The sequence below is a fragment of the Curvibacter lanceolatus ATCC 14669 genome (genome assembly GCF_000381265.1).
Taxonomy (GTDB): Bacteria; Pseudomonadota; Gammaproteobacteria; order Burkholderiales; family Burkholderiaceae_C; genus Curvibacter; species Curvibacter lanceolatus.
This window is the reverse complement of sequence record NZ_KB906277.1, coordinates 58,437-76,427: the sequence shown is the minus strand read 5'-3', so window position 1 is coordinate 76,427 and position 17,991 is coordinate 58,437. Positions and strand designations below refer to the sequence as shown.

Sequence of the window (17,991 nt, the reverse complement as noted above, 5' to 3'; positions counted from 1 at the left end):
CGTTCTGACGCACCGAGCTGCTCAGTTGCTCCATCGAGGCCGCGGTTTCTTCCAGCGCACTGGCCTGGCTTTCTGTTCGACTGCTCAGATCCTGGTTGCCTTGAGCGATTTCGATGCTGGCCGTTTCCAGGTTCTCAGAGGCCTTGCGTACCTGGGTGACCAACTGGTTGAGCGAGGCCTGGGTGGTCGATACCGATTCCATCAAGCTGCCAGGGCGATAGGTCTCATGGTTCTGGCGACGCAGGTCGCCATTGGCGATCGACGCCGCAATCTGGGCGGCCTTCTGGGGTTCCCCTCCCAACGTCTTGTAAATGCCTTGGCTGACCCGCACGGCCCAGAAGGCCAGGACGACAAAGACGGCCAGGCTCAGACCGATGACGCTCCAGGCGGTGCGCCAGAAAATATCGTCCACATCGTCAACCCAGACGCCAAAGCCAATCACCCAGTCCCAGCCGGCAACTTTGACGACCCCATTGATTTTGGGCACCTCCACATCGGTGCCAGGCTTTTTGACCATCAACTGCACATAGGCAATCTCTTGATTGGCCAGGCCGTCGAGGTAGCGTTGAAAATCAAATCGCCCATCGGGTAATTTTTTCCCGAAGTCCACCTTGCCAACATCCGCCTGATTCGGCAGGACCAGGCCCAAAGCCCCCGTGGTGCGCACCCAGACGTAGGCTGTTTTGCCATTGCGCAGGGTTTTCAGCACATCAATGGCCTTGGCTTGGGCCTCATCGCGTGACAACCTTCCGCCTTGCTCTTGCGCCTGAAACTCTTTGACCGATGCCGCGGCCAAGCCCAGCACCGTCTGGATCTCTGCCCGTTTGTCATCCAGCAGCAAAGAACGAAGCGTCAGTAACGACAAAAAAGCAACCAATATCAAACCGAGTATTGAACAGGCCACCAGTCCTGCCAGACGTGTCGATAATTTCATGGTTGCTCCACAAGTCCAATGTGACAAAGTTCACAGCGCTTGTCTGGGATTGTGGCAGGCCTGGGCGCCGCATTGAGGGCTTGCTGTCTCAGGGATTGTGATTAGTCAAGCGCAAGACCTCAAGACAGCTCTGCCCCTGTTTCAGCCTCACCCAGTCAAGCGCTCGTCGAACCGTCTTCCAGCAGTCCTATTCCGCTTCCTGTGGGCTTTCCCTGTTCGAACGTCATGGGAGGGCCTAGACTGGCCTACCTTCACGAAAGACGCCACATGCTCATTCGCCTGACGTATGCAAGCCGAACCAAAGGCGTGCTGGGTCCTGCCGATGTCAAAGACATCATCCGTACGTCTCAAAGCAACAATGCCAAAGTGGGTGTCACCGGCGCGTTGTTGCTGGTGGATGGCGTTTTTTTGCAGTGCCTGGAGGGCAGTGTGGCCTCTGTGAATGCGCTCTACCATCGGATTGCGCTGGATCCAAGGCATCAACAGACCTCCATCCTTGCTTTCTCAGAAATCGACCGCCGCCTTTTTGGCGGGTGGAGCATGGGGTTGGTGCCTGCGATTGCAGACAATCTTTCGCTGCTGTTCTCTTATTCCCCAGCACTCGCATTCGATCCTTTTGCGATGAAGGCCAGCGCCTTGGATGCCCTGTTCACCGAACTGGTGGCGCGTGCCCGTGTTCTGAGCAATTGATTCAGGATGGCCCGGCCGGCAGGCCCCCTGTGGGGCTGCTCGGCCCGTCGGTGAAAGTGCAGGGTGTGACGCGGTCAAGCCGGAGACTTTGGGGGAGGGGCAACCACGAAACTCCTGCTGTGCGCTGATTTGGAACGTGTTAGAACCGCAGGTGCGGGACATTCAGTTGGCGTTTCAATCCTTGAGGCCATGGCTCCCCCGCAATGCCCACCATGTCGACAGAGACCTCTTCTCCCAACGGTCGGAACAGCGCTTTCCCTGAAACGTTTGTTCCCTTGAGCGGCAGTGCACAAGATTGCGCTGACTGCGCCCGTGGTACGCGTGTGGGGTTCAGCTTTGACTATGCGTACCAGCCTATCGTGGATCTCGCGCGCAAGACCGTGTTCGCCCATGAAGCCTTGGTGCGAGGCCCGAACGGCGAGGGGGCCGCGAGCGTTCTGGCCCAAGTCAATGATTTCAACCGGTACAGCTTTGATCAGGCCTGCCGCGTGAAGGCCATCAAGGGCGCTAAAGAGCTGGGCATTCAAGAACCCATCTCCATCAACTTTCTACCCAACGCCATCTACAAGCCCGAGGTCTGCATCCGCACGACGCTGGAGGCTGCCCGGGTTCATGGTTTTCCCCTGGACCACATCATTTTCGAGGTGACCGAGGGCGAGCGGATCGAGGACGGCCCCTGGTTCGCCAGCATTCTTCGCGAATACAAGCGCTGTGGCTTCAAGACCGCCATCGATGACTTTGGTGCGGGCTACGCCGGGCTCAAGCTGCTGGCAGATTTTCAACCTGATCTGGTGAAGATCGACATGGACTTGATCCGGGGTGTCGATGCCAATCCCGCACGACAGGCGATTGTCCGCAGCCTGGTCAGCCTGTGCCGCGAGATGTCCATCACCCTCATTGCAGAGGGTGTTGAAACACCCTCTGAGCGAGACTTCCTGTTTGACCAGGGCATTGAGCTGATGCAGGGTTATCTGTTTGCCCGGCCTGCCTTTCGAGCCATCGCGGCGGTCGATCCTGGCACTTACCGTTGAGGGCGGGCAGAGAAAGCTCAGGCAGAACCCCGCAAAGGAGAACGTACCTTGGGAAAGACCCGTCTTGAAGCCTTCAGTGATGGCGTGCTCGCCATCATCATCACGATCATGGTGCTGGAGATCAAGGTGCCTCATGAACCGACGCCCGAGGCGCTGCTGGCGCTGTTGCCGGTGTTTCTGAGTTATCTGTTGAGCTTTGTCTACGTCGGTATCTATTGGAACAACCACCACCACATGCTGCACACCTGTGAGCGTGTGACCGGGCCCATTCTTTGGGCCAATCTGCACCTGCTGTTCTGGCTGTCGCTGCTGCCATGGGCCACGGGCTGGATGGGCGAGAACCATTTTGCTGCGCTGCCCACGGCGGTCTACGGCGTGGTGCTGTTGGTGGCGGCGCTGGCCTACTATGTCTTGCAGCAGACCATTGTTGCGTCGCAAGGGCCTCACTCCCTGCTGCGCTTGGCCATCGGAAGGGATTTGAAGGGCAAGGCGTCGCCCGTGCTCTATCTCTGCGGTGTGGCGCTGACCTGTGTGAAGCCGCCACTGGGTCAGCTGATGTATGTGTTGGTGGCGCTGATGTGGCTGGTGCCGGACAGGCGCATCGAGCGCGCGGCAGGGCACGCCAGTCCGTGAAGCTCTGCGGGGACACTGACGCCACAGCAGCATTGCCCCTGCAGTTTTGAAACGCAGGGGCGGCAAGGTCGAAAAAATAGGCAAGGCTGCCCCGTGTGTGGGTGGCGTTGGACGTGCGTCCTGATGTTCGCTGTCATCGTTGAAGCGCTTGTCCTGGCCATGACCCGCCATGTGCCTGGGGCCATTGCCAAGCGCTGCACGCTGGCGTGAGTCCGTCGATAGACTCGGCCCCACGATGAGCCCAGACCCTAGCCCACAAGGCCTGCTATGACCCGATGGCATCACCCAGAGCCGCAAGTCGAGGGTGGGGCGCCAGCACAGTCTGATGCTGGACGCGACACCACCTACCTCCAGTACACCCCGCCCACCCCGCCCACCCTGGACCAGGCCTGGGCCCGGTTGGCTGCGCTCGATCCTGCGGCCTATGCCCGCACCCGCAACGCGCTGGGCGGGGCCGTCAGCGGGCTGTCGCCCTACATCACCCATGGTCTGCTGAGCCTGCCGCAGGTGCTGGCGGGCGTGCACCAGCGCCACCCGATGGCCGTGCAGCACAAGTTTGTCTACGAGCTGGGCTGGCGCGAGTTCGGTCGCCACGTCTGGGCGCAGCAGGGGGCGGGCATTTTTCGCTCGCTGCACCCCGGCCCCTTGCCGGACGAGGCCTACGCCCCCCAGTTGCCGCCTGACATCCGGCAGGGCTGCACTGGTGTGCCCGTGGTGGACCAGGCTGTGCAAACGCTGTATGCCACGGGCTATCTCCACAACCATGCCCGCATGTGGCTGGCCAGCTATGTGGTGCATGTGCGCAAGGTGCATTGGCGGGCGGGGGCCGACTGGCTGTATGCCCATCTGCTCGATGGTGACCTGGCCAGCAACCACCTGAGCTGGCAATGGGTGGCGGGCACGGGCAGCAGCAAGCCCTATGTGTTCAACGCCGAGAATGTGGCGCGCTTTGCGCCTGCGGCCTGGCACAGCGAGGGCAGCGTGATCGACACCGATTACGAAGCGCTGGATCGGATGGCGCGCAGCCCCGGTGCCGTGGTGCCAGTGGCTGCGTTGGCACCTTTGCTCACCGAGCCTGCCCTGTGCAGCCAGCCACCCGACTGGCTGGGGGCCCGCCCGCCCCAGGCCGCCGACGTGGCGGGGCGCGAAGTCTGGCTGGTGCACCCCTGGCAGCTCGGGGCCTTGCCCGCGGATCTGTCCGCCGACACGCTGGTGATCGGCCTGTGCCTGGCGGATTTTCACCAGGCCTGGCCCTGGAGCGAGGCGCGCTGGCGCTTTGTCGGAACACGGATGGCTGAACTGGCCGGCCTGCAATGGTGGGGCGATAGCGAGACGGTGGGCCGCGCGCTGGCCGCCGCGCGCGGGGTGCGCTGCGTGGCCGAGCCGCATCTGCAGCCCTGGCTCAGCCAGTGGGCCCAGGTGCTGCCCGCGCCCAGGCTGTTCCCGCGGGTGGAGCGGCCCTGCACCTCGTTTTCGCAGTGGTGGACGCGGGCCTCCAAGGGCTTCGACAGCGCGGCCGATCTGCTGGGCCAGAGCCACGGCTGAAGGGCAAGGCCTGGGCGCCTCAGTTGCCGGGGCAGCCGTCCTGGGTGCAGCTGAAGTGTTGCCGCAGGACGCGCAGCCGCGCCTCGGTGTGCTCGCTCAGGCAGGTGTTTTGCAGCAGGGGCCAGATCGTGCCCGACTCTTCACGCGGCCCGTTGCGGTACAGGCAGTCGGCCTCGGCGTATTTCAGCCAGGCGCGCTGGGCTTCGCGGTAGCGCTGCACATCCACCTTGGACGACATGCGGGCCAGGTGCGCCTGGTAGATCCGGTTCAGCTCGGCATCCACCTTTTTGTAGCGGTGAAAAGAGCACAGGTTCAGGCTCATCTGGTTGGCGTCGCAGTTTTTCAGCGCCTCGGCCTCCAGCGCGGCCTGACTGCTGGGTGGGGCCGTGGTCTGGGCCCCGGCCAGGCCGCACAGCAGCACCAGGACCAGGCTGGCCAGCGTTGCGGGCTTTATGGCGCTCACATCACCACCGGCCCGCCCTGGGCGATGGCGCGCTGGTAGGCCGGCCGTGCGTTCATGCGCTGGCGGAAGGCCGCCAGGTGCGGGTAGCGGTCGGCCTTGCCGGCGCGTGACAGGGCGGCCTCCACCGCAAAGCTCATCTGAAAATCGGCCAGCGTCAGCACCGGTCCCGCAAACCAGGTGTGGGTGGCGAGGTGGCTGTCCATGAAGGCCATGGCGGTGTCCACGTTGGGGTCGATCAGCGCGGCCTGCACCTTGGCACACAGCTGGCGGGCAATGGGGCGCACGAAGAAGGGCATGGGCTGGGTCGGGATGGTCATGAACACCAGCTTCATCACCAGCCAGTTCATCAACGAGCCTTCGGCGTAGTGCATCCAGAAGCGGCATTGCCGGTGCTCTTCGGTGCCCCGGGCCGGCTCCAGGCCGGCCAGATCGCCGCTCAAGCTTTGGCCGTACTGCTCGGCCAGGTACTCCAGGATGGCCCCGGACTCGGCCACCGTGATGTTCCCATCGGTGATCACCGGCGATTTGCCCAGCGGGTGGATGGCCTTGAGTTCGGGCGGCGCGAGGCGGGTCTTGGGGTCGCGCTTGTAAACCTTGATCTGGTAGGGCAGGCCCAGTTCTTCGAGCAGCCAGAGCACGCGCTGCGAGCGCGAGGTTTCGAGGTGGTGGACGGTGATCATGCGGTTCCAGGGGGTGGGTTGTGGGGCGGGGGCTGGGTCGGGCGCTTCGCCTCAAGCCGCCGACCACGGCGCGATTGTCATCGCTCCTGAGGCGGGCTGTGTCTCAGCATGGCAAAGCCCGTCGGGTGCTGTGCCCGCTTTTTTAAAACTTATTTTTCTATCAATGGAATTTCATATTCCGAACACTGTTATGATTCGTCTGCGCGGTGGAGCAGCCTGGTAGCTCGTTGGGCTCATAACCCAAAGGTCGCAAGTTCAAATCCTGCCCGCGCAACCAATACCCAAGTCCCCAAGCCCTGGAGGCTTGTAGCCAACGCCCACTGCCCAGTGGGCGTTTTGCTTTGTGCGCGGCCCACACGCAGGGCCGGCAGCCCCAGGTTCATGGGTTCAGACGCTTTTGGCTTGCGCCGATTCGCGCGCGCTGAGGATCACGGGCAAGCTGCGCTCGATCCAGTCGGCCAGGTCCTCCACCCGCTGGCTCACTTCCTGCCCCACGGGCGTCAGCGAATACTCCACATGCGGCGGGATCACCGGGTGGGCCACCCGCAGCACAAAGCCGTCCTGTTCCAGCGTTTGCAGGGTCTGGGCCAGCATTTTTTCGCTGATGCCCTTGATCTTGCGCCGCAGGTCGCTGAAGCGATGCGTTCCCCCGCGCAAGGCCACCAGGATCAATACCCCCCAGCGACTGGTCACGTTACGCAGCACCTCGCGCGAAGGGCAGGCCTCGGCAAACACATCGCCTCGGGCCAGGCGTTCGGCCAGCGAGTCGGCCAAGGGGATGTCCTCAGGGCGTGTGGTGTTCATGGTGCTTACCTTTTTGTGCGTACTTGCGAAAAGTTAGTGTCATCGCAATCATAGCGGCTCCTCTCTTTTTCAACCACAGGAAAGCACCTCATGATCGTCGTCACCGGCGCCAACGGCCAACTGGGCCAACTCGTCATTCAATCGCTGCTGCGCAGCGTGCCCGCCTCGCAAATCGTTGCAGCGGTGCGCCAACCCGCCAAGACCGGCGCCCTGGCCGCCCTGGGCGTGCAGGTGCGCGAGGCCGACTACAACCGCCCCGACACGCTGGACGCCGCCTTCGCCGGCGCCGACAAGGTCTTGCTGATCTCCTCCAGCGAGGTGGGCCAGCGCCTGCCGCAGCATCAGAACGTGATCGATGCGGCCGTGCGCGCCGGCGTCAAGCTGCTGGCCTACACCAGCCTGCTGAAGGCCGACACCTCGCCCTTGGGCCTGGCGGCCGAGCACCTGGCCACCGAGCGCGCCCTGAAGGCCTCGGGCCTGCCGCACGTGCTGCTGCGCAACGGCTGGTACACCGAGAACTACCTGGCCAGCGTGCCGGCTGCCCTGGCCCACGGCGCCCTAATCGGCAGCGCGGGCGAGGGGCGCATCGCCTCGGCCGCGCGGGCTGACTACGCCGACGCGGCGGCGGCCGTGCTCACCCAGGCTGATCAGGCCGGCAAGGTCTATGAGCTGGCCGGCGACAGCGCCTACACCCTGGCCGAACTGGCCGCCGAGCTCAGCCAGGCCACGGGCAAGACCATCCCCTACGTGAACCTGCCCGAAGCCGACTTCAAAGGCGCCTTGCTGCAGGCCGGTCTGCCGGCACCCATCGCCGAGCTGCTGGCCAACTCGGACGCCGGTGCGGCCCAGGGCGGCTTGTACGATGGCAGCGGCCAGCTCGGCCGCCTGATCGGGCGCCCCACGGCGGCCCTGGCCACGCAGCTGCGCGCCAGCCTGGCCTGATCTTCAGGGGCGCCGGTGGGCCTTGTGGGGGGGCCCGCTGGCGCTCAAAATGCCTGCTGTCCACCCGCCACCAGGAGCCCGCGCCCATGTCCGACCTTCGCCACACCCTGAGCCTCATGCAGGCCGGCCGCTGGAACGAGGCGCATGACCGCATCCAGCGTGACGATTCGATGCTGGCGGCCTGGCTGCATGGGCTGCTGCACCTGCAGGAGGGTGACCTGGAGGATGCCGAGAACTGGTACGACCGCGCGGCGCGGCACTTTCGCAGCCGAGGCAGCCTGGAGGAAGAACTGGCCTTGTTCGAGGCCGCCTTGGGGCGCGAGCCGGCCCCTTGAGCGCTGGGCCGCCTCAGCGCAGTGAGCCTGCAAAACCCTCGTCCTTGAGCGAGCCGAAGGTGTAGCCGGCGGCCAGCAAGGCTTCGATGATCGCCTCCAGCGACTTGAGGGTGTTGGGGTGGATCTCATGCATCAGCACGATGCCGCCCCGGTGCGCGCGCAGCGCCGACAGCACATGGCCCACGTAGTCCTTGCGGTAGGCCGGCAGCACGCCGCACTCCAGCGCTTCCTTGCTGTCCACGCCGCCATTGGCGTCAAACGCCCAGTCGCACGAATCCACGTGCCAGCCCACGGTCTGGTAGCCCTCGGTCTTGAGCAGCGCGTTGGTCTCGCAGCTGGAGTTGCCATAGGGGTAGCGAAACAGCTTGGGGTTCAGGGCGGTGCCCAGCGCGGCCTCGGTGTCGCGCACCTCGCGGGCCTGCACATCGACCGCGATGGTGTGAAAGTTGGGGTGGTTCCAGGAGTGGTTGCCGATCAGATGGTGACCTGAGCGCTGCACCGCGGCCACCAGCTCGGGGTGGCGTTTGGCCTTCTCGCCAATCATGAAGAAGGTGGCGGGCACCTGGTGGCGCTCCAACACCTCCAGGATGTGCTCGGTCTGCCCGGGCTCGGGGCCGTCGTCAAAGGTCAGCGCCACGCGCTGGAGGGGGGGTGGGCTGGTGATCTCAGACTCGTAGCGGCAATGCTCGCGTGAGGCCTGGGGGTCGCCGTTGATGCGGTCGCTGAGGTGTTGCAGCCGGTTGGCCCGTATGGCCGCCCGGTGCTCGCCGGCACCCTGATCGGCGGGGGCATGGAGGGCGGGGGCCGCAGCGGGCAAGGTCTCTTCTGCGGCGTGGGCGAAGACGACTGGGCTGAGCAGCAGTGTTGTCAGCAGCAGCGCCCGGTTCAAAGGGTCTGGCAGGGGTTGGAATGGCATGCCGGCATGTTAGCGGCCGGCTGCCAGCGCGTTGCCCACACCCCGGGCAGGCTCAGGAGCAGCCCGCAGTGCACAGGCCGCCGGCATCAAACTCCAGCGTCTTGTCCGACAGCGGCACATAGGCCGGTACCTTGCTGGCCTTCAAAAATGCCTCGGTCTTGCTGCCGGGGCGCACCTTGCCGCCCACCGTGCCCACTTCGTTGGCGTGCGAGAGGATCACCGAGGCGGGCTTGACCAGGTCGTTGATCACATAGGCCGCTTCGGCCGGGCCGGTGGTGAAGCCGTCGCCCATGTTCATCACGGCCAGCTTGGCGTGGTAGTGGTCGCGCACCACACGCTCATGATCGGCCAGGATGCCGGTGTCGCCCGACAGGTAGGTGACCAGGCCGTTGCTGAAGGTCAGCACATAGCCGGTGGCCGGGCCGGCGTCGCCCGCGATGCCGGCCTCTTTCATGGCCTTGCCCAGTTCGCCACCGATGTAGTCGGGGTCGACGCCATTGCTGTGCAGGGCGGTCACGGTGGCAATGCGCACGCCACCCACCGTCACGCTGCCGCCAAAGCGGGCCAGCACCGCATTGGCCGGGTCGCCGCCGTTGGCCCGCAGCTTGGCGGCAAAAAAGGCCGGCATCTCGCTGCCGCTGACGATCTTGGCCTTTTTGGCCACGGCAATCGCCACCGCGCTGGTGGCCGGCAGGGCCGATACCGACACATCGGGCTGGGCGCAGGTGCCGGTGTTGGGCGCCTTGTTGTGCGCATTGCCCACGTGGTCGCCATGCAGGTGGGTGACCAGCACGATGTCGATCTTGCCGAGCCGTGGGTCGCTGGCGCCGGCCACGGTGCGGCCCGGGTCGTACAGGATGCGCGTACCGTTCGGGTCTTCAAACACCAGGGCCCGGTCCTGCGGGCAGAACTCGCCCGCGATGCCGCCCAGGGGCGTGACCTTGACACTGTCCTTGCCATTCTGGGCGGCTGCCGTGCCGAGCCCGCAGCCGAAGGCCAGGGCCAGCGCGGTGCTCACAAGCGGGGATGTCTTGAACATGGGTTGTCTCCTGTTTTGTGTTTCAAAGTATTGCACGGGCGGTTTGTTTTTGCTGGGCCGTGCGCTGGGGTGCTTGGCTTGACAGGGGATTGGGGCGTGACGACGATGGCGGGCCTTGGACCAGGAGAATGCATGCCACTGATCACCCGCCCGCCCCAGCCAGGGGCCTTGCGTATCAGGCGCCGCGACCTGCTGGGGGCCCTCTCGGTTTGCCTTCCCCTGGTGGGCTGTGCGAGCCGGGCCGCAGAGGCGCCCAGCGCTGCGGCGCGGGCCGAGTTGTCCACCGAGGGGCGGCTGCGCGTGGCCATCAACCTGGGCAACCCGATCCTGGCGTCGCGGGGCGATCGGCCTGGTGACCCCCAGGGCGTGTCGGTCGATCTGGCGCGTGAGGCGGGGCGGCGCCTGGGTTTGCCGATCGAATGGGTGGAGTTGCCGGCCGCGGGCCAGGCCGTCGAGGCCGTGCGGGCCGGCCAGGTGAACCTGGCCTTTGTGGCCATCGACCCGGTGCGTGGGGCCGACCTGGACTACACAGCGCCCTACGTGACCATCGAAGGCGCCTACCTGGTGCGGGCCGACTCGCCGCTGACCCGCAACGAGGAGGTGGACCGCTCCGGCACCCGCGTGGTGGTGGGCCGCGGCAGCGCCTACGACCTGTACCTCACACGGGCCCTGCAGCAGGCCCGGCTGGTGCGTGCCCCCACCTCACCCGCCGTGGTCGATCAGTTCCTGGCCGAGGGGCAGGAGGTGGCGGCCGGTGTGCGGCAGCAGTTGCAGGCCGACATGGCCCGGTTGGCCGCCACGGGGGCGCCTGCGCTGCGCCTGCTGCCCGGCCGCTTCATGGTGATCGAGCAGGCCATGGCCGTGCCCAAGGGGCGCCTGGCGGCCCAGGCCTGGCTCAGTGCCTTCATCGAGGAGATGAAGGCCTCGGGATTTGTGGCCGACAGCCTGCGCCGCCATGGCATCGACGGGGCCGCGGTGGCGCCGCCGGCCCGGCCCTGAGGCCCGCCTTAATGCCGGCCCTCAACCCGGCCGCTTCATCTGGCACGAGGTGGGCTGGGCGCTGATGTACGAATCCCAGGCCACTTCCGAGCGGAAGCCGTAGCCGGTGTTCTCGGCGTCGTACTTCACGCCCTTGCTGCCTTGCTTGGCCCAGATGCCCAGGTACAGCGGCGCCTCCAGCTGGTGGTCGGTCTTGCGCATCTTCACCTCGCCCATGGGGCTCTTGTAGCTCATGCCTTCGAGCGCCAGGGCCACCTTTTTCGCGTCGGTGGACTGGGCCTTGCGCATGGCCTCGCGCAGCATGTTCATGCTGTTCCAGTGGGCGGCAAAGATGAACTCATCGTTGTACTTCTTCTTGTAGTCGACGTAGATCTTCTCCAGCTCGGGCGTGGGCGCGTTGTGCACCCAGTTCCACACCACCCCCACCTTGCCTTCGCCCCAGGCGCCCAGCTGCGCCGGGGTGCCCGGGTTGTTGGCGTTGAGCGTGAAGTAGTTGATGTTGAGCCCGTAGTCGCGCGAGGACTTGAACAGCAGGGTCAGGTCGCTGCCCCAGTTGGAGGTGATCACCGTGTCGGCGCCACTCGAGGCGATCTTGGCCACGTAGGAGGCAAAGTCGCGGGTCTGGGCGATGGGGATGAAGTCATCGCCCACGATCTGGATGTCGGGGCGCTTGCGCGCCAGGTACTCGCGCGCCGCCTTGGACACCTGGCGGCCGTGGGTGTAGTCCTGGTTCAGCAGGTACACCTTCTTGATGTCCTTGCGGCCTTGCAGGTAGGTGGTCAGCGCCTCGATCTTCATCTCGCTCGAGGGGTAGAAGCGGAAGTGCCAGAAGCTGCATTTGTCGTTGGTCAGCAGCGGGTCCATGGCGGCGTAGTTCAGGTAGACCGTGGCGCGCTCGGGCTCGCGCTCGGCCAGCTTGTTGAGCGCATCGACCAGGGCCAGCGCCACGCCCGAGCCGCCGCCCTGGGTGATGTAGCGGATGCCGCGGTCGGTGGCGGCCTTGAGCACGTTCAGGCTCTCCTGCGGCGAGCCCTTGTTGTCGAAGTCGACCACCTCGAACCTGGGCTCGTTCGGGCCGGCCTTGGCATTGACTTGCTGCACCACCTCGCGCAGCTGCTTGAGCGAGCTTTGCCCGGTGAGCGCAAAAGGCCCCGAGAGCAGGTCGATGAAGCCGATGCGCACGGTTTCGGCGGCGCCAGCGTGGGTCGCGGCGGCCAGCAGGGCGGTGGCGAGCCAGGTGCGGCGGCGCAGGCTTGAGGGTTTGTTGAACAGGGTCATGAGGTCTCCAGGCGCGCCTAGGCGCTTTTTGTTGTGGGAAGCCGTGGCCGGTGGGTCACCGGCCTTCGAACACGCCGCCATGCTGGTGGCGCAGCTCGTTTTTCTGCACCTTGCCGGTGCCGCCCAGGGGCAGGCTGTCAACGAACAGCACCTCATCGGGCAGCCACCACTTGGCGACGCGTTCGGTCAGGAAGTCGAGCACCTGCTGCTTGCTCAGCTCCTGTCCGGGCTTGAGCACGATGAACATCAGCGGGCGCTCGTCCCAGCGCGGGTGCTTCACGCCGATCACCGCGGCCATGGCCACGGCGGGGTGGGCCACGGCGGCGTTTTCGAGGTCGATCGAGCTGATCCATTCACCACCCGACTTGATCACGTCCTTGGTGCGGTCGCGGATCTGCATCACGCCCTGGTCGTCGATGGTGGCGATGTCGCCGGTGGGGAACCAGCCCTCGACCAGGGCCGAGCGTTCGGCCTTGTGGTAGCGCTCCACGATCCACTGGCCGCGCACCATCAGCTCGCCTTGCGACACGCCGTCGCGCGGCAGGGTGGTGCCGTTTTCATCGACCACCTTGATCTCGATGCCGAACACCGATTTGCCCTGCTTGCCCACCAGGGTGTGGCGCTCTTCGGCCGGGCGGGCCATGTCCTCGGGGCCGAGGTTGCTCATGGTGGCAATGGCGGTGGTCTCGGTCATGCCCCAGCCGTGGCGCACGTCCACGCCGTACACGTCGTTGAACTTGGCGATCAGGGCCTTGGGCATGGCCGAGCCGCCCACGCCGGTGCGGCGCATGGTGCTGAAACGCAGCTGGTGCTGCTCCACGTGCTGGATCAGGCCCATCCAGATGGTGGGCACGCCGGCACTGACCGTGACGCGCTCGGATTCCATCAGCTCGTACAGGCTGGCCGGGTCCAGGCGCGGGCCGGGCAACACCAGCTTGGCGCCAGAGATCAGGGCCGCGTAGGGCAGGCACCAGGCGTTGATGTGGAACATCGGCACCACGGGCAGCAGGGTCTCCTGGGCCCACAGGCTCAGCACGCCGGGCAGGCAGGCCGACAGCGCACTCAGGCACAGGGCGCGGTGCGAGTACAGCACCCCCTTGGGGTGGCCGGTGGTGCCCGAGGTGTAGCACAGGGCGGCACCGGTCTTCTCGTCCAGTTCCGGCCATTCGAAGCGGTCGCTCTGGGCCTGGATCAGCCGGTCCACCGCCAGCACGGCCGGGCCGCCCTCCAGGGTGGGGAGGTCCGTCTCGCCGCACAGGGCGACCCAGTGGCGCACACGGGGGCAGTGCGCTGCCACCGCTTTCACCAGGGGGGCGAAGCTGGTGTCGAACAGCACCACCTCATCGTCGGCGTGGTTGATGATGTAGGCCAGTTGCTCGGGGTGCAGGCGCGGGTTGCAGGTGTGCATCACCATGCCGCTGCCTGAGACGGCGTAGTAGGCCTCGAGATGGCGGTGGTTGTTCCAGGCGATCGAGCCGACCGTGCTGCCGGCCTTCAGGCCCAGCGCCTGCAGCGCCTTGGCCAACTGCCGCGCGCGCCGGGCCAGGTCGGTGAAGGTGTAGCGGTGCAGGCTGCCATCGGTCTCGCGTGAGACGATCTGCTGCGCGCCGAACTGGGCGGTGCCGTGTTCCAGAATGGCCGAAACCAGCAGGGGGCGGTCCATCATGCGGCCGGGCTGTTGCATTGTCTTTGTCTCCTTGGGGTCGTTCTGGGGGTTTCTTGCGGGGCCAGGCCTGCTGTCGGCCTGGCAACCCTCAAATGTGTGCGGATGTTCGCAAAGGCGTCCACGCGCACTTGTCGTGTCGGTGACTGCCGGGGCTGCGTGGGGGCAAAAACTTTTTGTTTCCAATCGGCCGCGGTTCTTCTACACTGCGCCGGGTCGAGGGCTGAAAGCCTTCGACACCTCGTGAACCCGGGAGAGACTGCCCCGCCCCCGTGGCCGGAGCGCAGCGCCGAAGGAGCAACCGCCCCGGAAACTCTCAGGCAAAAGGACCGGGTTCACACGCGACAGACACTCTGAAGAGCTGCCGGAAATCGTTTTCGTCGTCCGGCGCACCGAAGGAGCAAGCCCACAGGGCCGTCCCATTGCCGGGCGGCTGTTGGGTGAATCTCTCAGGTCCAGAACAGAGGGGGCGCCTGCCACGCAATGTCGCGTGCAGGCCCCACCCTCATGACGAGTTCTGGAGCTTTTCCCATGAAAACAATCGCAGTCATCGGCGGCGGCATCACCGGCGTCACCACGGCCTACGCGCTGGCGCGCCGTGGCCTGTCGGTCACCCTGTTCGAGAAGAACCGCTATGCCGCCATGGAGACCTCGTTTGCCAACGGCGGCCAACTCTCGGCCTCGAATGCCGAGGTCTGGAACCACCCCTCGACCCTGCTCAAGGGCCTGAAGTGGATGCTGCGCAACGATGCGCCGCTGCTGGTCAACCCCAAGCCCAGCTGGCACAAGATCTCGTGGTTTGCCGAGTTCATGGCCCACCTGCCGCATTACGAGCGCAACACCATCGAGACGGCCCGCCTGGCCGTGGCGGCCCGCGAGCACCTGTTTGCCTGGGCGCAGGAGGAGGGCATCGACTTCGACCTCAAGAAGCAAGGCATCCTGCACATCTACCGCGACAAGGCCGGCTTTGACCATGCGGGCCGGGTGTCCGAGCTGCTGGCGCGTGGCGGCCTGCCGCGCCGCGCGGTGACCCCTGCCGAAATGAAGGCCATCGAGCCCACGCTGGCCGGCCAGTACTTCGGCGGTTACTACACCGAGAGCGACTCCACCGGCGACATCCACAAGTTCACCAACGGCCTGGCCCGCGCGGCCGAGCGCCGCGGGGTGCGCACCCTGTTCGGGCAGGATGTGCAAGGCGTGAAGGCCCAAGGCGGCGGCGTTCAGGTCACCTCGGCCGATGCCTCGGGCGTGGCGCAGCACGCCTTCGATGCGGTGGTGGTCTGTGCCGGCACGGCCAGCCGCCAGATTGCCGCCAGCCTGGGCGATCGCATCAACATCTACCCGGTCAAGGGCTACTCCATCACGGTCAACCTGCGCGACGAGACCAGCCAGCGCGCGGCCCCCCAGGTCAGTCTGCTGGACGATGCCACCAAGCTGGTCACCAGCCGCCTCGGGGTGGACCGTTTCCGTGTGGCGGGCACGGCCGAATTCAACGGCTTCAACAAAGATATTCGGGCCGACCGCATCCAGCCCCTGATCGACTGGGTGCAGCAATGCTTCCCCGGCGTCAGCACCCAGAGCGTGGTGCCCTGGGCCGGGCTGCGCCCGATGATGCCCAACATGCTGCCCCGTGTGGGCCGGGGCCGGGCCCCCGGGGTGTTCTACAACACCGGCCACGGCCACCTGGGCTGGACGCTGAGCGCCGTCACCGCCGACATGATCGGCGATGTGGTGGCCGAAGCCTTGCTGCCTCGGCCGATGGGCGCAGGGCAGGGCGCGGGGGCTGTGGCGGGGCACGCACTCACCCAGGCCTGACGGGCTGGCGGGCGCTCTGGGTGGCGCCCGGTTCTGGTGCGTGGCAGCCAAGGCCTGGCTGGGCCTTGGGATGGTGGGGTGGGGTGCCCTGTGTTGGGGCACGTCGGTGCGCACCTGCGTCCTGGGGGCTCGGGTCAGGGCTCGAGGGGATCGGCACCGAACTTGCTCAGTTTGACGACGACCGTGCCTTGCGCCACAGGCAAGAGCCGGCCTGAGTTCCGTGCCTTCCCATCCCCATGAATCCTCCACACCACACCCCCCTGCTTTCTGCTCCCCCACGTTCCTCCGGTCATTTCTTTCAGCACCATGGCGTCTGGGCGCCGGGGGTCAGGCTGTTCAGGCGGCTCCAGTTCGGTGCCAAGGCCAGCTGGATCTCTCTGGCCTTTCTGGTGCCCATCGTGCTGCTCTTGCTGGCCTATGTGCGCACCAGCCAGGCCACCATTGACTTCGCCGCCAGCGAGCGCGTGGGTGTCGAGGTCATCCGTCACATCGAGCCCTGGTTGATCGAGGTGCAGAAACAGCGCCGTCTGGTCGAGTCGGGCATCGCCAAGACACCGGATCTGGAGGCGATTGCGGCCCGCATGGCGGCCACTCAGGCCAGTTTGACGGCGGTGGCTTCGCAGCTGGATCTGCGTACCGAATTCGGGCGTGTGGCCCAGTTGCACGAGCAACTCAAGCCCCTGGTCGCCAGTGGCCGGGCCGACGATCTGAGCGCTCCATTGCAGACCTATGTGGATGCCGTGCGCGATCTGCGTGTGACGGTGATGGACCGATCCCAGCTCACGCTCGATCCGGACCAGGACACCTACTACCTGATGACCCTGTCAACCGACGTGGTGTCGGCCGTGATCGAGCCGGTCTCGCGCACACGGGCCCTGGCCGGCGCGATCGCCCGCCATGGTGAGCCGGATGCGGCGGTCTTGCGCCAGCTCTATGGCGTCTGGTATCAGGGGCGCGAAAGTGTGGACGGGGTGCTGAAGGCGGCGCAGCGCGCCGCCGAGGCCAACCCCGAGGTGACGCGGCGGGTCAAGGCGGCTGAGGCCGTGGAGGCCGCACGTGCGTTTCTGAACGCGGCTGAAAAAGCCTGGTTCGGGCCAGCCTTCAAGGCCGACACCGAAGCCCTCAATGGGCCTGGTCAGGTGGCGGTGGACCGTCTGCGCGAGGTGGGCACGGCCAGCCTGGGCCTGCTCGACGAGTTGCTGAGCCAGCGCATTGCCCGCACCGAGAGCGAACGGCGCCTGCTGCTGGTCGGGCTGGTGCTGTGTCTGCTGGTCGGCATCTACCTTTTCTACGCGTTCTACCTGGTCATGAACGGTGGCTTGCAAGAGGTGAGCCGCCACCTGGCGGCCATGACCGAGGGCGACCTCACCACCTCGCCCAGCCCCTGGGGCCGCGACGAGGCGGCCAGCTTGATGATCATGCTGCGCCAGATGCAGGACAGCTTGCGCAGCATGGTGCTGCAGGTGCGGCGCTCGTCGGACGAGATCGTGCACTCCAGCACCGAGATTGCCGAGGGCTCGGTCGACCTCTCGGCGCGGACCGAGAAGACGGCGGCCAACCTGGAGCAGTCGGCGGCCGCGATGGAGCAGATCGGAGCCACGGTGCGCCAGACCACCGAGCACACCCAGGAGGCCACCCGCATCGCCGCCCACAACGCCCAGGTGGCCGGGCATGGCGGGAATGTGATCGGCAACATGGTGGCCACGATGGAGCAGATCCAGGCCGCCTCGCGGCGCATCGAAGACATCATCGGCGTCATCGACGGCATAGCCTTCCAGACCAACATCCTGGCACTCAATGCGGCGGTCGAGGCGGCCCGGGCCGGTGAGCAGGGACGAGGCTTTGCCGTGGTGGCCAGCGAGGTGCGCTCACTGGCCCAGCGTTCTGCCGCCGCGGCGCGCGAGATCAAGGGCCTGATCGGTACCAGTGTCGAGAAGGTGGATGGCGGTACGGCCATCGTGCGTGAAGCCGGCAGCACCATGCAGGACATCGTGCAAAGTGCCCAGCGTGTCAACGAACTGCTGAGCTACATCGCCACCGGGGCGGTGGAGCAGAGCCAGGGCATCGGCCAGGTCAGCGAGGCGGTGCAGGAGCTGGACCGTGCCACGCAACAGAATGCCGCACTGGTCGAGGAGACTGCCGCGGGTGCCACAGCCCTGCGGGAGCAGGCGGTGCGCCTGGCCCAAGAGGTGGCCCGCTTTCAGGTGCCCTGAAAGCGTTTCAT

General features: G+C 66.0%; 17 protein-coding genes, 1 tRNA gene and 2 riboswitches. Of the genes, 10 read left to right on the top strand and 8 right to left on the bottom strand.

The window, feature by feature from the left end:
* On the bottom strand, positions 1-934 hold a 934-nt coding region (locus F624_RS0127195; RefSeq protein WP_031256450.1), incomplete at its 3' end, for a cache domain-containing protein.
* Positions 935-1,201: 267 nt separating this feature from the next.
* Between F624_RS0127195 and F624_RS0127190 the strand changes: the two genes are divergently transcribed.
* From F624_RS0127190 to F624_RS0127170, 4 genes are all read left to right on the top strand, one after another.
* Positions 1,202-1,624 (top strand): BLUF domain-containing protein, encoded by a 423-nt coding sequence (locus F624_RS0127190; protein ID WP_019577548.1) that lies wholly within the window; start codon positions 1,202-1,204, stop codon positions 1,622-1,624.
* Positions 1,625-1,836: 212 nt separating this feature from the next.
* Positions 1,837-2,655: an EAL domain-containing protein gene (locus tag F624_RS0127185; RefSeq protein ID WP_051107529.1), complete on the top strand. Its 819-nt coding sequence runs from the start codon at positions 1,837-1,839 to the stop codon at positions 2,653-2,655.
* 48 nt (positions 2,656-2,703) lie between these two features.
* The gene (locus F624_RS0127180; protein ID WP_031256447.1) at positions 2,704-3,288 is read left to right on the top strand and encodes a TMEM175 family protein; all 585 of its coding nucleotides are present in this window, start codon (positions 2,704-2,706) and stop codon (positions 3,286-3,288) included.
* 267 nt (positions 3,289-3,555) lie between these two features.
* Positions 3,556-4,833 (top strand): FAD-binding domain-containing protein, encoded by a 1,278-nt coding sequence (locus tag F624_RS0127170; protein WP_019577545.1) that lies wholly within the window; start codon positions 3,556-3,558, stop codon positions 4,831-4,833.
* A gap of 19 nt (positions 4,834-4,852) precedes the next feature.
* Here the strand turns inward: F624_RS0127170 and F624_RS0127165 are convergent, their stop codons facing one another.
* Positions 4,853-5,296, bottom strand: a complete 444-nt coding sequence (locus F624_RS0127165; protein WP_019577544.1) for a lysozyme inhibitor LprI family protein — start codon at positions 5,294-5,296, stop codon at positions 4,853-4,855.
* A complete protein-coding gene (locus F624_RS0127160) occupies positions 5,293-5,976 on the bottom strand; it encodes a glutathione S-transferase family protein (RefSeq protein ID WP_019577543.1) in 684 nt (227 codons plus the stop codon). Before F624_RS0127160 ends, F624_RS0127165 begins: the two co-directional genes overlap by 4 nt.
* Positions 5,977-6,176: 200 nt before the next feature.
* Here F624_RS0127160 and F624_RS0127155 point away from each other — a divergent pair.
* Positions 6,177-6,253, top strand: a tRNA-Met gene (locus F624_RS0127155).
* Positions 6,254-6,363: 110 nt separating this feature from the next.
* Here the strand turns inward: F624_RS0127155 and F624_RS0127150 are convergent.
* Complete coding sequence (locus F624_RS0127150) at positions 6,364-6,780, bottom strand: winged helix-turn-helix transcriptional regulator (RefSeq protein WP_019577542.1); 417 nt, start codon at positions 6,778-6,780, stop codon at positions 6,364-6,366.
* A gap of 90 nt (positions 6,781-6,870) precedes the next feature.
* Here F624_RS0127150 and F624_RS0127145 point away from each other — a divergent pair, with 90 nt between their 5' ends.
* Both F624_RS0127145 and F624_RS0127140 read left to right on the top strand, forming a co-directional pair.
* On the top strand, positions 6,871-7,722 hold the full coding sequence (locus tag F624_RS0127145; protein WP_019577541.1) for an SDR family oxidoreductase: 852 nt from the start codon (positions 6,871-6,873) through the stop codon (positions 7,720-7,722).
* A gap of 86 nt (positions 7,723-7,808) precedes the next feature.
* Positions 7,809-8,057 carry a hypothetical protein gene (locus F624_RS0127140; RefSeq protein ID WP_019577540.1) on the top strand — a complete coding sequence of 83 codons (249 nt, stop codon included), beginning with the start codon at positions 7,809-7,811 and terminating at the stop codon, positions 8,055-8,057.
* A gap of 13 nt (positions 8,058-8,070) precedes the next feature.
* Here the strand turns inward: F624_RS0127140 and F624_RS33710 are convergent, their stop codons facing one another.
* Together F624_RS33710 and F624_RS0127130 are read right to left on the bottom strand one after the other, a co-directional pair.
* On the bottom strand, positions 8,071-8,973 hold the full coding sequence (locus F624_RS33710) for a polysaccharide deacetylase family protein (RefSeq protein ID WP_084679728.1): 903 nt from the start codon (positions 8,971-8,973) through the stop codon (positions 8,071-8,073).
* Positions 8,974-9,025: 52 nt separating this feature from the next.
* Positions 9,026-10,012: an MBL fold metallo-hydrolase gene (locus tag F624_RS0127130; protein WP_019577538.1), complete on the bottom strand. Its 987-nt coding sequence runs from the start codon at positions 10,010-10,012 to the stop codon at positions 9,026-9,028.
* A gap of 132 nt (positions 10,013-10,144) precedes the next feature.
* Between F624_RS0127130 and F624_RS0127125 the strand changes: the two genes are divergently transcribed.
* A complete protein-coding gene (locus F624_RS0127125; protein WP_019577537.1) occupies positions 10,145-11,011 on the top strand; it encodes an ABC transporter substrate-binding protein in 867 nt (288 codons plus the stop codon).
* Positions 11,012-11,032: 21 nt separating this feature from the next.
* Here the strand turns inward: F624_RS0127125 and F624_RS0127120 are convergent, their stop codons facing one another.
* Positions 11,033-12,289 carry a branched-chain amino acid ABC transporter substrate-binding protein gene (locus tag F624_RS0127120; RefSeq protein WP_019577536.1) on the bottom strand — a complete coding sequence of 419 codons (1,257 nt, stop codon included), beginning with the start codon at positions 12,287-12,289 and terminating at the stop codon, positions 11,033-11,035.
* Positions 12,290-12,344: 55 nt separating this feature from the next.
* A complete protein-coding gene (locus F624_RS0127115) occupies positions 12,345-13,973 on the bottom strand; it encodes a long-chain-fatty-acid--CoA ligase (protein ID WP_031256441.1) in 1,629 nt (542 codons plus the stop codon).
* A 219-nt stretch (positions 13,974-14,192) separates the two neighbouring features.
* Positions 14,193-14,294, top strand: a riboswitch (glycine riboswitch).
* 1 nt (position 14,295) lies between these two features.
* Positions 14,296-14,426, top strand: a riboswitch (glycine riboswitch).
* Between the two features lie 57 nt (positions 14,427-14,483).
* On the opposite strand from F624_RS0127115, the gene F624_RS0127110 reads away from it, so the two are divergent.
* Complete coding sequence (locus F624_RS0127110) at positions 14,484-15,767, top strand: D-amino acid dehydrogenase (RefSeq protein WP_019577534.1); 1,284 nt, start codon at positions 14,484-14,486, stop codon at positions 15,765-15,767.
* Between the two features lie 236 nt (positions 15,768-16,003).
* Positions 16,004-17,980 (top strand): methyl-accepting chemotaxis protein, encoded by a 1,977-nt coding sequence (locus tag F624_RS34410; RefSeq protein WP_084679724.1) that lies wholly within the window; start codon positions 16,004-16,006, stop codon positions 17,978-17,980.
* Positions 17,981-17,991: the final 11 nt, after the last annotated feature.